A 13,164-nucleotide genomic window follows, 5' to 3' on the forward strand; every position below is an offset into this window, starting at 1 on the left:
TGAGCTGTGAGCTGTGAGCTGTGAGCTGTGAGCTGTGAGCTGTGAGCTGTGATTGCGTTCATACCAATCATTCCTTTACTTTTTGATAGTTCTATTATATCAAAATTTCAAAATTTTGCATATCTTCTTTTTTTGATGAACAGTCAGTTGAATCATAAAGGCTATTAAAAAGATGTTCTGAAATTGCTTAGAGAGGGAAACTATGGATAAGAAAATTTTATTTGAATCTCTTAATACTGAACTATCCAAGGAGAATATTGACCTTTTCCGAAATGCCTGTGAAATATGGTATAATAGAAGAATGGCAAACAAGAATACAAGTAAAACAAGACGAAGACCGTCAAAAGCAGAACTCGAAAGAAAAGAAGCGATTCAACGAATGTTGATTTCGTTGGGAATCGCGCTTTTATTGATTTTCGCAGCCTTCAAATTAGGAGCTGCAGGTATCACCCTTTACAATTTAATACGCTTGCTGGTGGGTAGCCTAGCTTATCTGGCAATATTTGGTATCCTGCTCTACCTCTTCTTTTTCAAGTGGATCCGAAAACAGGAAGGGCTCCTATCTGGCTTTTTCACCATATTTGCAGGTTTACTCTTGATTTTTGAGGCCTACTTAGTTTGGAAATATGGTTTGGACAAGTCGGTATTAAAAGGGACCATGGCTCAGGTTGTGACGGATTTGACTGGTTTTCGAACGACCAGTTTTGCTGGAGGAGGCTTGATTGGGGTCGCTCTTTATATGCCAATCGCCTTTCTCTTTTCAAATGTCGGCACTTACTTTATTGGTTCTATCTTGATTTTAGCTGGAGCCCTCCTAGTCAGTCCTTGGTCTGTTTACGATATTGCTGAATTCTTCAGTAGAGGCTTTGTCAAATGGCGGGAAGGTCATGAGCGTCGAAAAGAGGAACGCCTTGTCAAACAAGAAGAAAAAGCTCGTCAAAAGGCTGAGGAAGAGGCTAGATTAGAACAAGAAGAGACCGAAAAAGCCTTACTCGATTTGCCTCCTGTTGATATGGAAACGGGTGAAATTCTGACAGCAGATGTTGTTCTTGACGGTCCATCTGTTCCGGAAGAAGAGTGGGTAGAACCAGAAATCATCTTGCCTCAAGCTGAACTTGAATTCGCTGAACAGGAAGATGGCTCTGATGATGAAGACGTACAGGTCGATTTTTCTGCTAAGGAGGCCCTTGAATACAAACTTCCAAGCTTACAACTCTTTGCCCCAGATAAACCAAAGGACCAGTCTAAAGAAAAGAAAATCGTCCGAGAAAACATCAAAATCCTAGAAGAAACCTTTGCTAGCTTCGGTATCAAGGTAACAGTTGAACGGGCCGAAATTGGGCCATCAGTGACCAAGTATGAAGTCAAGCCAGCAGTGGGTGTAAGGGTCAACCGCATCTCCAATCTCGCAGATGACCTCGCTCTAGCCTTGGCGGCCAAGGATGTCCGAATCGAAGCACCTATCCCAGGGAAATCTTTAGTGGGAATCGAAGTACCTAACTCTGAGATTGCGACAGTTTCTTTCCGAGAACTATGGGAACAATCTCAAACGAAAGCAGAAAATCTCTTGGAAATTCCTTTAGGGAAGGCTGTTAATGGAACCGCAAGAGCATTTGACCTCTCCAAGATGCCCCACTTGCTTGTCGCAGGTTCAACGGGATCAGGGAAGTCAGTAGCTGTTAATGGCATTATCGCTAGCATTCTGATGAAAGCAAGACCCGACCAGGTCAAGTTTATGATGGTGGACCCTAAGATGGTTGAGTTGTCTGTTTACAATGATATTCCCCACCTCTTGATTCCAGTTGTGACCAATCCACGTAAGGCTAGCAAGGCTCTGCAAAAGGTCGTGGATGAAATGGAAAATCGTTATGAACTCTTTGCCAAGGTGGGAGTTCGGAATATTGCAGGTTTTAATGCCAAGGTAGAAGAGTTCAATGTCCAGTCTGAGTACAAGCAGGTTCCGCTACCGCTCATTGTCGTGATTGTGGATGAGTTGGCTGACCTCATGATGGTGGCCAGCAAGGAAGTGGAAGATGCTATCATTCGTCTCGGACAGAAGGCGCGTGCTGCCGGTATCCACATGATTCTTGCAACCCAGCGCCCATCCGTTGATGTCATTTCTGGTCTGATCAAGGCCAATGTTCCTTCTCGTGTCGCTTTCGCAGTTTCATCAGGAACAGATTCCCGTACGATTTTGGATGAAAATGGAGCGGAAAAACTGCTTGGACGTGGAGATATGCTCTTTAAACCAATTGATGAAAATCATCCAGTTCGTCTCCAAGGCTCCTTTATCTCGGATGATGATGTCGAGCGCATCGTAAACTTCATCAAGGCTCAGGCTGATGCGGACTACGATGAGAGTTTTGATCCAGGTGAGGTTTCTGAAAATGAAGGAGAATTTTCAGATGGTGGTGATGGTGGAGATCCGCTTTTTGAAGAAGCCAAGGCTTTGGTAATCGAAACTCAGAAAGCCAGCGCATCCATGATTCAGCGTCGTTTGTCTGTTGGATTTAACCGTGCGACCCGCCTTATGGAAGAACTTGAGATGGCAGGTGTCATTGGTCCAGCTGAAGGAACCAAACCAAGAAAAGTATTGCAACAATAAAAAAATAGCTTCTTTCCAAGTTTGGAGAGAAGCTATTTTACTGGCTATAGATTGGTATTATTTTCTGAATTTGTAGTATTGGACTGTTTTTCATTTTCAGTAGTAGATTTACTTGGAGCAGGAGTAGTAGAGTCCTGAGTTGCTGTTTTCTGCTCTTCTTTTTTCTCTTCCTTGACGCCGGATTTTGGTGTTTCTTCTTGTTGTGGTTTTTCTTGAGAAGTGTTATTTTCCTTATTAGGACTAGTGTTTTCCTGAGGGGATTCCTTTTGAATTTCTTTGACAATTGTTGTCGTCTGGCTTGTCGTAGGTTCTTTTTTAGTATTTTTGTTATTATCCAAGGCGTTCATGATAGTGATACTTGCGGTAATTAAGCCGAGAATACTACCGATAGTAGCAACGGTTTTTTGAAAGACCGTAAAGCCTTTTTTGATGTGTTCTGTTTTTGGTTTTGAAGTTCTACGATAATTAGACATACATTCTCTCCTTTAACTAAAATTTATTATACCGCATTTCTTTAAAAAAATCTTAAAAAAAGAGGAATTGCCCTTTCTTGTCGCAAGCTCCGTTTCATGATACAATAGAAGGAGTGATTTTAGAAAGCGTGAGAAAACATGATTTACTTTGATAATTCGGCGACGACCAAGCCTTATCCTGAAGCCCTTGAAACTTATATGCAGGTCGCTTCAAAAATTTTAGGAAATCCATCTAGTCTTCATCGTTTGGGAGACCAGGCAACACGAATTTTAGATGCTTCCCGTCAACAGATTGCAGATTTAATCGGTAAGAAAAGTGATGAAATCTTCTTTACTTCTGGTGGGACAGAAGGAGATAACTGGGTCATCAAGGGTGTGGCCTTTGAAAAGGCTCAGTTTGGAAAGCACATCATCGTATCAGCCATTGAACATCCAGCAGTCAAAGAGTCAGCCCTTTGGTTGAAATCTCAAGGTTTTGAAGTGGATTTTGCTCCAGTTGATAACAAAGGATTTGTGGATGTTGAGGCACTAGCAGATTTGATACGACCTGATACGACCCTCGTTTCCATCATGGCAGTTAACAATGAAATCGGCTCTGTTCAGCCCATTGAGGCTATTTCAGAACTGTTAGCAGACAAACCAACTATTTCCTTCCACGTTGATGCAGTTCAGGCACTTGCCAAAATTCCGACTGAAAAGTATCTGACAGAACGAGTGGATTTCGCGACTTTCTCTGGTCACAAGTTCCACGGAGTTCGTGGTGTTGGTTTTGTCTATATCAAGTCTGGTAAGAAAATTACGCCTCTTTTAACAGGTGGTGGTCAGGAACGTGATTACCGTTCGACAACTGAAAATGTGTCAGGGATTGCTGCGACAGCCAAGGCCCTCCGTTTGTCTATGGAGAAGCTAGATTTCTTTACTAGCAAGACTGGCCAGATGAAGGCAGTGATTCGCCAAGCCCTTCTGGACTACCCAGATATTTTTATCTTCTCAGATGAGGAAGAATTCGCACCTCATATTCTGACTTTTGGAATCAAGGGTGTTCGTGGTGAAGTCATTGTTCACGCCTTTGAAGACTATGATATTTTCATCTCAACGACCTCTGCTTGTTCATCCAAGGCCGGGAAACCTGCAGGAACCCTGATTGCCATGGGAGTGGATAAAGATAAGGCCCAGTCAGCTGTGCGTCTTAGCCTAGACCTTGAAAATGATATGAGTCAGGTCGAGCAGTTTTTGACCAAGTTAAAATTGATTTACAATCAAACTAGAAAAGTAAGATAGGAGCATTCATGCAATATTCAGAAATTATGATTCGCTACGGAGAGTTGTCAACCAAGGGTAAAAATCGTATGCGTTTCATCAATAAACTTCGCAATAATATTTCAGACGTTTTGTCTATCTATCCCCAAGTTAAGGTAACAGCAGATCGCGACCGTGCCCACGCTTACCTCAATGGAGCAGATTACACAGCAGTAGCAGAATCGCTCAAACAAGTTTTTGGAATTCAAAACTTTTCCCCTGTTTATAAGGTTGAAAAATCTGTAGAAGTTCTGAAGTCTTCTGTCCAAGAGATTATGCAGGACATCTACAAGGACGGCATGACCTTTAAAATTTCTAGCAAGCGTAGCGACCACACCTTTGAACTTGATAGTCGTGAACTCAACCAAACACTTGGAGGAGCTGTTTTCGAAGCCATTCCAAATGTGCAAGCTAAAATGAAAAGTCCTGACATCAATCTTCAGGTGGAGATCCGTGAAGAAGCAGCCTATCTTTCTTATGAAACCATTCGTGGGGCTGGTGGTTTGCCAGTTGGAACTTCAGGTAAAGGGATGCTTATGTTGTCAGGAGGGATTGACTCACCAGTAGCAGGTTATCTTGCTTTGAAACGTGGAGTGGATATTGAGGCTGTTCACTTTTCCAGTCCACCTTACACCAGTCCGGGTGCTCTTAAAAAAGCCCAAGATTTGACCCGTAAATTAACCAAGTTTGGGGGCAATATCCAGTTTATCGAAGTTCCTTTTACAGAGATTCAAGAGGAAATCAAGGCTAAAGCGCCAGAAGCCTATCTTATGACCTTGACGCGTCGTTTTATGATGCGGATTACTGACCGTATTCGTGAGGTACGAAATGGTTTAGTTATCATCAATGGGGAAAGTCTTGGTCAAGTAGCTAGCCAGACCTTAGAAAGCATGCAGGCTATCAATGCTGTTACCAACACTCCAATCATCCGTCCAGTTGTGACAATGGATAAGTTGGAAATCATTGACATTGCTCAGGCAATCGATACCTTTGACATTTCAATCCAGCCATTTGAAGACTGCTGTACGATTTTTGCACCAGATCGTCCAAAAACAAATCCTAAGATTAAGAATGCGGAGCAATACGAAGCTCGCATGGATGTTGAAGGTTTAGTTGAGCGAGCTGTAGCTGGAATCATGATTACCGAGATTACACCTCAACCTGAAAAAGATGAAGTGGATGACTTGATTGACAATCTCCTCTAAATCAGAAAATCCAAAAGAATTTAGAAAAATAAATGAAAAAGTTAGTTTTTAATCCAAAAATGGAAGCAAAGCTAACTTTTTTTCTATAATTGTGATATAATAAAATAAAATTTTGAATATAGAGAGTTTTCTGACAATGAATCAATCCTACTTTTATTTAAAAATGAAAGAACACAAACTCAAGGTTCCTTATACAGGTAAGGAACGCCGTGTACGTGTTCTTCTTCCTAAAGATTATGAGAAAGACACGAATCGTTCCTATCCTGTTGTTTACTTTCATGACGGGCAAAATGTTTTTTATAGCAAGGAGTCTTTCATTGGCCATTCATGGAAGATTATCCCAGCTATTAAGCGTAATCCTGATATCAGTCGCATGATTGTCGTTGCCATTGACAATGATGGTATGGGGCGGATGAATGAGTATGCGGCATGGAAGTTCCAAGAATCTCCTATCCCAGGGCAGCAGTTTGGCGGTAAGGGTGTGGAGTATGCAGAGTTTGTCATGGAGGTGGTCAAACCTTTTATCGATGAGACCTACCGTACAAAAGCTGACCGCCAGCATACGGCTATGATTGGGTCTTCACTAGGAGGCAATATTACCCAGTTTATCGGTTTGGAATACCAAGACCAAATTGGATGCATCGGGGTCTTTTCATCTGCTAACTGGCTCCATCAAGAAGCCTTTAATCGCTACATCGAGCGCCAGAAACTATCGCCTGACCAGCGTATCTTTATCTATGTTGGAACTGAAGAAGCAGATGATACGGACCAGACCCTGATGGCTGGCAATATCAAGCAAGCCTATATCGACTCGTCGCTTCGCTATTACCATGACTTGATAGCATGTGGGGTACACTTAGATAATCTTGTTTTAAAAGTTCAGTCTGGCGCCATCCATAGTGAAATCCCTTGGTCGGAGAATTTACCAGACTGTCTGAGATTTTTTGCAGAGAAATGGTAAAGTAAGAAAGGAGAAAGCCAATGCATATTGAAAACCTTAGCCACTGGAGTGGCAATCTTAACCGTGAAATGTACCTTAATCGTTATGGACATGCTGGGATTCCAGTTGTGATCTTTGCTTCATCAGGTGGTAGTCACAACGAATACTATGATTTTGGCATGATTGATGCCTGTGCTTCCTTTATCAAGGAAGGCCGTGTCCAGTTCTTTACCCTGTCCAGTGTAGATAGTGAGAGCTGGTTGGCCACTTGGAAAAATGGGCACGACCAAGCGGAAATGCACCGTACCTATGAACGCTATGTGATTGAAGAGGCCATTCCTTTTATCAAGCACAAGACAGGTTGGTTTGATGGTATGATGACGACAGGCTGCTCCATGGGCGCCTACCATGCTGTCAATTTCTTCCTCCAGCATCCAGATGTCTTTACCAAAGTAATTGCTCTTAGTGGTGTTTACGATGCACGTTTTTTTGTCGGCGATTACTACAATGACGATGCTATTTACCAAAACTCGCCAGTAGATTATATCTGGAACCAGAACGACGGCTGGTTTATTGACCATTATCGTCAGGCAGAGATTGTGCTGTGTACGGGTCTTGGTGCCTGGGAACAAGACGGTTTACCATCTTTCTACAAGCTCAAAGAAGCCTTTGACCAGAAAAAAATTCCAGCCTGGTTTGCTGAATGGGGACACGATGTCGCCCACGATTGGGAATGGTGGCGCAAACAAATGCCTTATTTCCTTGGAAATCTCTATTTATAAAAGGAGCTACCTATGAATTACCTTGTTATTTCTCCCTATTATCCACAAAACTTTCAACAGTTTACCATCGAACTAGCCAATAAAGGCATTACCGTCTTGGGAATTGGTCAAGAGCCCTACGAGCAACTGGATGATCTCTTGCGCAATAGCCTGACTGAGTATTTCCGCGTTGATAATCTTGAGAACATAGACGAAGTCAAACGTGCAGTTGCTTTTCTCTTTTATAAACATGGCCCAATTGACCGCATCGAGTCTCACAATGAATATTGGCTTGAGCTAGACGCAGCACTCAGAGAACAATTCAATGTTTTTGGTGCCAAACCAGAAGACCTTAAAAAGACTAAATTTAAGTCTGAAATGAAGAAACTTTTCAAAAAAGCAGGTGTCCCTGTGGTACCTGGAGCTGTTATCCATACGGAAGAAGATGTTGATCAAGCTGTGAAAGAAATCGGTCTTCCAATGATTGCAAAACCTGATAATGGAGTGGGAGCAGCGGCCACCTTTAAGCTTGAAACAGAAGACGATATCAATCACTTCAAGGCTCAGTGGGACCATTCGACTGTTTATTTCTTTGAAAAATTTGTCACTTCCAGCGAAATCTGTACCTTTGACGGGCTCGTAGACAAGGATGGTAAGATTGTCTTTTCAACGACCTTCGACTACGCCTATACACCGCTTGATCTCATGATTTACAAGATGGACAATTCTTATTACGTTCTCAAGGATATGGATTCTAAACTTCGCAGGTATGGGGAAGCGATTGTCAAGGAATTTGGTATGAAAGAACGGTTCTTCCATATTGAGTTCTTCCGTGAAGGGGATGATTACATCGCCATTGAGTACAATAACCGCCCTGCAGGTGGTTTCACTATTGATGTTTATAACTTTGCTCATTCCTTGGACCTCTATCGTGGATATGCTGCTATTGTAGCAGGAGAAGAGTTCCCAGCGTCAGACTTTGAACCTCAGTTTTGTTTAGCTACATCCCGTCGTGCAAATGCTCACTATGTTTATTCTGAGGAGGACTTGCTTGCCAAATACAGCCATCAGTTCAAGGTTAAAAAAATCATGCCAGCAGCCTTTGCGGAACTTCAAGGAGATTACCTTTATATGCTGACAACTCCGAGTCGACAAGAAATGGAGCAGATGATTGCAGATTTCGGACAACGTCAAGAATAAGAACTCTCGGATTAAGGAAATGCACCTCCTTAATCCTTTTATTTTAACAAGAGAAATAAAACCGCTTTCTCATACATTCTTTTAGAAAACCTGTTGCTAAAAGATATAAAAATTGATAGAATAAGGATTGTCTAAAAAATTTTAAGGAGAATCTATCAAATGGATTTCACATGGGCTATTAAATATGCCACTGAATTTTTGGCCACTGCTATTTTGATCATTCTTGGAAATGGTGCAGTTGCCAACGTTGAACTTAAAGGTACGAAAGGTCACCAAAGTGGCTGGATCGTTATCGCTGTTGGTTATGGTATGGGGGTTATGATCCCAGCCTTGATGTTTGGTAACGTATCTGGTAACCACATTAACCCAGCCTTCACTCTTGGACTTGCGATCAGCGGTCTCTTCCCTTGGGCACAAGTTGCACCTTATATCATCGCACAAGTTTTGGGTGCTATCTTTGGTCAAGCCTTGGTTGTGGCAACACACCGCCCATACTACTTGAAAACTGAAAATCCAAACAACATCTTGGGTACTTTCTCAACAATTTCAAGTTTGGATAATGGTACAAAAGAATCACATTTTGCAGCAACTGTTAATGGTTTTGTAAACGAGTTTGTCGGTTCATTTGTTCTTTTCTTTGCAGCCCTTGGTATGACTAAAAACTTCTTTGGTGCCGAACTAGTATCAAAAGCACAAGCTGCTATCAATGCTCAAGTTGCACAAGCAACTACTCAAGGTCAAACAATTCCTCAAGAACAAGTAACAGCAGCACTTGACCAAGCTAAAGAACAAGTAGCGCCATTTATGACTTCTGGTCTTGGAATTGCTCACTTGGCACTTGGATTCCTTGTTATGGCTTTGGTAACATCACTTGGTGGACCTACAGGGCCTGCCTTGAACCCAGCCCGTGACTTGGGACCACGTCTCCTTCATGCTTTCCTTCCAAAATCAGTTCTTGGTGAGCACAAAGGTGATTCAAAATGGTGGTATTCTTGGGTACCAGTAGTAGCACCTATCGCAGCAGCAATTGCGGCAGTAGCTATCTTCAAATTCCTTTACCTATAAGAAATTGAAACCGAGGAAATCCTCGGTTTTTTAGATGAAATTTTACGAAAAAAAGGTAAATCTGAGCATAATTTCTTGTAAAAAATTCTAAAATCCTTTAAAATAAAAGAGTTGGAGGAATTTATGAATGTAAATCAGATTGTACGGATTATTCCTACTTTAAAAGTAAATAATAGAAAATTAAATGAAACATTTTATATAGAGACCCTTGGTATGAAGGCCTTGTTAGAAGAGTCAGCCTTTCTGTCACTAGGTGATCAAACAGGTCTAGAAAAGCTGGTTTTAGAAGAAGCTCCCAGTATGCGCACTCGTAAGGTAGAGGGAAGAAAAAAACTAGCTAGATTGATTGTCAAGGTGGAAAATCCCTTAGAAATTGAAGGACTCTTATCTAAAACAGATTCGATTCATCGATTATATAAAGGTCAAAATGGCTACGCTTTTGAAATTTACTCTCCAGAAGATGATTTGATTTTGATTCACGCGGAAGATGATAGAGAAAGTCTAGTAGAAGTAGAAGAAAAACTTGAATTTCAAACAGATTTGGAATCAATTTCTTTAAGTAAATTTGAGATTTCTATGGAATTACATCTCCCAACTGATATCGAAAGTTACTTGGAATCATCTGAAGTTGGGACATCACTTGGTTTTATCCCAGCTCAGGGGCAAGATTTGACTGTGGACAATACGGCTACTTGGGACTTATCGATGCTCAAGTTCTTGGTCAGTGAACTAGATATAGCAAGTCTTCGCCAGAAGTTTGAGTCTACCGAATATTTTATTCCTAAGTCTGAAAAATTCTTCCTTGGTAAAGATAGAAATAATGTTGAATTGTGGTTTGAAGAAGTATGAAGTGGACCAAGATTATTAAAAAAATAGAAGAACAAATCGAGGCAGGGATCTATCCCGGAGCCTCTTTTGCATATTTTAAGGACAATCAATGGACGGAGTTCTATTTAGGCCAGAGTGACCCAGAGCATGGCTTGCAGACAGAGGCAGGACTAGTTTACGACCTAGCCAGTGTCAGCAAGGTTGTTGGAGTTGGTACCGTTTTTACCTTCTTGTGGGAAAGAGGTCAATTAGATATTGACAGACCAGTAACCGATTTTTTACCTGAGAGTGATTATCCAGATATTACTATTCGTCAGCTCTTGACTCACGCAACAGATCTTGATCCTTTTATTCCCAATCGTGATCTTTTAACAGATTCAGAATTAAAGGAAGCGATGTTTCATCTCAATAGACGAAATCAGCTAGCCTTTCTTTATTCGGATGTCCATTTTTTGCTGTTGGGTTTTATTTTGGAAAGAATCTTTAATCAAGACTTGGATGTGATTTTACAAGAACAAGTCTGGAATCTTTGGGGAATGACGGAAACCCAATTTGGGCCTGTTGAGCTTGCTGTTCCAACAGTCAGAGGTGTAGAGGAAGGCATAGTACATGATCCCAAGGCTCGCCTTCTGGGCAGACATGCAGGTAGTGCTGGTTTATTTTCTACTGTAAAGGATTTACAAATCTTTTTAGAACATTATTTAGCAGATGATTTTGCAAGAGATTTGAGTCAAAATTTTTCTCCTTTGGATGACAAGGAACGTTCTTTGGCATGGAATTTGGAAGGAGATTGGTTAGACCATACGGGCTATACAGGTACCTTTATCATGTGGAATCGCCAGAAGCAAGAAGCGGCTATTTTCCTATCGAATCGTACCTATGAAAAGGATGAGAGGACTCAATGGATTGTAGACCGCAATCAAGTGATGGACTTGATTCGCAAAGAAGAGTAAGGAGAGACATGTCAAACAGTTTAAAAGGGACTCTATTAACAGTTGTGGCTGGGATTGCTTGGGGCTTGTCAGGAACGAGTGGCCAATACCTGATGGCACATGGAATTTCGTCTCTGGTTTTAACTAACTTACGACTTTTAATCGCCGGTGGGATTCTCATAGTCTTGGCTTATGTTACTGAAAAGGAGAAAATGCTGGCCTTTTTAAAGGATAGAAAGAGTTTGCTGTCTCTTCTTATTTTTGCTCTAATTGGTCTCTTCCTCAACCAATTCGCCTATCTAACTGCTATTCAGGAGACAAATGCAGGAACAGCGACTGTGCTTCAGTATGTTTGTCCTGTCGGGATTTTGATTTATAGCTGTATCAAAGATAAGGTGGCACCGACACTGGGAGAGATTGTTTCTATCATATTAGCCATTGGAGGGACCTTCCTGATTGCAACTCATGGGCAATTGGACCAGTTATCCATGACACCTGCAGGCCTGTTCTGGGGTCTCTTTTCTGCTCTGACTTACGCACTTTATATCATTTTGCCCATAGCCTTGATTAAGAAGTGGGGGAGTAGTTTGATCATTGGTGTGGGAATGGTCATAGCAGGTTTGGTCGCTCTTCCTTTTACAGGAGTTCTACAGACTGTTATCCCAACTAGTCTTGATTTTCTCCTCGCATTTGCGGGTATTATTCTTATCGGGACTGTCTTTGCCTATACAGCTTTCCTTAAAGGAACCAGTCTGATAGGACCGGTCAAGTCAAGCTTGTTGGCTTCAATTGAACCAATCTCGGCGGTTTTCTTTGCCTTCCTAATTATGAATGAACAATTTTATCCTATTGATTTTCTTGGTATGGCAATGATTTTAATTGCAGTCACTTTGATTTCGTTGAAAGATTTATTGTTAGAGAAATAAACAAAAAATGAAAGTAGATGATAACCACTCTCAAAGAGGGGTTATTTTTACTAATAAAAGCTTTTGAATCTAAATGAATTAATGAAATTTTATAAAAGTTTAAGCCTTTTTTCTTAAAATATTTATATGAGTATAGAATACCTGGAGAAGATATGAATATTTTTAAAAAAATACATCCATCTAAACCTCTAAAATACTTGAGATGGTTTGACATTGTGATTATTACGATCATAATGTTTGGTCAGTTTATAATTCGTTCAACCGAGCTATTTTTAGCAAATACGTTTCCAACGGGTGCATCAAGTACAGAAGGGATAGTTAGACAGGCTGCAAGCGAAGGTGCTGCTTATTTTAGTAATTTTACCCTGCAAGCTATATTATTGGCTGTGACCTTACTCTATCTTTTGATTCGAAATTATGATTTTAAACAGCTTCCTATTCACTGGAATTGGTCCATTATCTTTTGGGTTCCATTTATATTTGCTTTAGTGGGATTGTTTGGAGACTTGGTTACAACTCTCACTGGTAAATATAATTACTTTAATCCAGACCTTTTTGCCTATATAGATTTCACGCAAATAATAGGGAAGTTCTTAGCTCTCAGCCCGATAGCGATTGCCTATGCCTTGCTTAATGGATTTTATGAAGAATTTTTCTTTCTAGGTTTGTTAACTTCAGTGAAGGAAAAACACAAGTGGTTGGTTTTGCTTTATTCTACGATTATTCGTATTTCCTTCCACACCTATCAAGGATTAGTATGGGCTTTGGTAATCGGTGTAGTTTATGGCTTATTCTATTATTTCTTATACAAATATAAAATTAAAAATCTCCTTCCATTCTTTCTCATGCATGCTTTAGCAGATATGTTTGGTTCTAGCCTGATCTATCTATTGGTTGCTTGGGGGACTTAAAAATTAGAAAAGTCCACTC

General features: G+C 40.9%; 12 protein-coding genes. 11 read left to right on the top strand and 1 reads right to left on the bottom strand.

Annotation, left to right across the window (positions count from 1 at the left end):
• Positions 1–301 precede the first annotated feature (301 nt).
• Positions 302–2,605: a DNA translocase FtsK gene (locus tag ADH52_RS07720; RefSeq protein ID WP_080977884.1), complete on the top strand. Its 2,304-nt coding sequence runs from the start codon at positions 302–304 to the stop codon at positions 2,603–2,605.
• A gap of 44 nt (positions 2,606–2,649) precedes the next feature.
• On the opposite strand, the gene ADH52_RS07725 is transcribed toward ADH52_RS07720, so the two are convergent.
• Positions 2,650–3,078 carry a DUF6556 family protein gene (locus ADH52_RS07725; protein WP_049510826.1) on the bottom strand — a complete coding sequence of 143 codons (429 nt, stop codon included), beginning with the start codon at positions 3,076–3,078 and terminating at the stop codon, positions 2,650–2,652.
• A 138-nt stretch (positions 3,079–3,216) separates the two neighbouring features.
• On the opposite strand from ADH52_RS07725, the gene ADH52_RS07730 reads away from it, so the two are divergent.
• The 10 genes from ADH52_RS07730 (at position 3,217) to ADH52_RS07775 (ending at position 13,145) form a co-directional block, all read left to right on the top strand.
• Entirely contained in the window at positions 3,217–4,359 is a 1,143-nt protein-coding gene (locus ADH52_RS07730) for a cysteine desulfurase family protein (RefSeq protein WP_049510827.1), read from the top strand.
• Positions 4,360–4,367: 8 nt separating this feature from the next.
• A complete protein-coding gene (gene thiI, locus ADH52_RS07735; protein ID WP_049488575.1) occupies positions 4,368–5,582 on the top strand; it encodes a tRNA uracil 4-sulfurtransferase ThiI in 1,215 nt (404 codons plus the stop codon).
• Positions 5,583–5,718: 136 nt separating this feature from the next.
• Positions 5,719–6,543, top strand: coding sequence for an alpha/beta hydrolase (locus ADH52_RS07740; RefSeq protein WP_049510828.1), 825 nt, complete (start codon positions 5,719–5,721; stop codon positions 6,541–6,543).
• 20 nt (positions 6,544–6,563) lie between these two features.
• Complete coding sequence (locus ADH52_RS07745; protein WP_049510829.1) at positions 6,564–7,304, top strand: esterase family protein; 741 nt, start codon at positions 6,564–6,566, stop codon at positions 7,302–7,304.
• Between the two features lie 12 nt (positions 7,305–7,316).
• The gene (locus ADH52_RS07750) at positions 7,317–8,483 is read left to right on the top strand and encodes an ATP-grasp domain-containing protein (RefSeq protein WP_049510830.1); all 1,167 of its coding nucleotides are present in this window, start codon (positions 7,317–7,319) and stop codon (positions 8,481–8,483) included.
• Between the two features lie 159 nt (positions 8,484–8,642).
• Positions 8,643–9,548 carry an aquaglyceroporin Gla gene (gene gla / locus ADH52_RS07755; protein WP_000348094.1) on the top strand — a complete coding sequence of 302 codons (906 nt, stop codon included), beginning with the start codon at positions 8,643–8,645 and terminating at the stop codon, positions 9,546–9,548.
• 123 nt (positions 9,549–9,671) lie between these two features.
• The gene (locus ADH52_RS07760; RefSeq protein ID WP_049510831.1) at positions 9,672–10,397 is read left to right on the top strand and encodes a CppA N-terminal domain-containing protein; all 726 of its coding nucleotides are present in this window, start codon (positions 9,672–9,674) and stop codon (positions 10,395–10,397) included.
• Entirely contained in the window at positions 10,394–11,329 is a 936-nt protein-coding gene (locus ADH52_RS07765) for a serine hydrolase domain-containing protein (protein WP_049510832.1), read from the top strand. The genes ADH52_RS07760 and ADH52_RS07765 overlap by 4 nt, the downstream gene beginning before the upstream one ends.
• 8 nt (positions 11,330–11,337) lie before the next feature.
• Positions 11,338–12,234 carry a DMT family transporter gene (locus ADH52_RS07770; RefSeq protein ID WP_049510833.1) on the top strand — a complete coding sequence of 299 codons (897 nt, stop codon included), beginning with the start codon at positions 11,338–11,340 and terminating at the stop codon, positions 12,232–12,234.
• A 152-nt stretch (positions 12,235–12,386) separates the two neighbouring features.
• Positions 12,387–13,145, top strand: coding sequence for a CPBP family intramembrane glutamic endopeptidase (locus tag ADH52_RS07775; protein ID WP_049491495.1), 759 nt, complete (start codon positions 12,387–12,389; stop codon positions 13,143–13,145).
• The last annotated feature ends 19 nt before the right edge of the window (positions 13,146–13,164 follow it).

The organism is Streptococcus pseudopneumoniae, assembly GCF_001072665.1.
Taxonomy (GTDB): domain Bacteria; phylum Bacillota; class Bacilli; order Lactobacillales; family Streptococcaceae; genus Streptococcus; species Streptococcus pseudopneumoniae_S.

Coding starts and splice junctions, on each gene's coding strand:
- ADH52_RS07765 (WP_049510832.1), top strand. CDS start 10,394: ATGAAGTGGACCAAGATTATTAAAAAAATAGAAGAACAAATCGAGGCA.
- ADH52_RS07720 (WP_080977884.1), top strand. CDS start 302: ATGGCAAACAAGAATACAAGTAAAACAAGACGAAGACCGTCAAAAGCA.
- ADH52_RS07775 (WP_049491495.1), top strand. CDS start 12,387: ATGAATATTTTTAAAAAAATACATCCATCTAAACCTCTAAAATACTTG.
- ADH52_RS07725 (WP_049510826.1), bottom strand. CDS start 3,078: ATGTCTAATTATCGTAGAACTTCAAAACCAAAAACAGAACACATCAAA.
- thiI (WP_049488575.1), top strand. CDS start 4,368: ATGCAATATTCAGAAATTATGATTCGCTACGGAGAGTTGTCAACCAAG.
- ADH52_RS07760 (WP_049510831.1), top strand. CDS start 9,672: ATGAATGTAAATCAGATTGTACGGATTATTCCTACTTTAAAAGTAAAT.
- ADH52_RS07730 (WP_049510827.1), top strand. CDS start 3,217: ATGATTTACTTTGATAATTCGGCGACGACCAAGCCTTATCCTGAAGCC.
- ADH52_RS07750 (WP_049510830.1), top strand. CDS start 7,317: ATGAATTACCTTGTTATTTCTCCCTATTATCCACAAAACTTTCAACAG.
- ADH52_RS07745 (WP_049510829.1), top strand. CDS start 6,564: ATGCATATTGAAAACCTTAGCCACTGGAGTGGCAATCTTAACCGTGAA.
- ADH52_RS07770 (WP_049510833.1), top strand. CDS start 11,338: ATGTCAAACAGTTTAAAAGGGACTCTATTAACAGTTGTGGCTGGGATT.
- ADH52_RS07740 (WP_049510828.1), top strand. CDS start 5,719: ATGAATCAATCCTACTTTTATTTAAAAATGAAAGAACACAAACTCAAG.
- gla (WP_000348094.1), top strand. CDS start 8,643: ATGGATTTCACATGGGCTATTAAATATGCCACTGAATTTTTGGCCACT.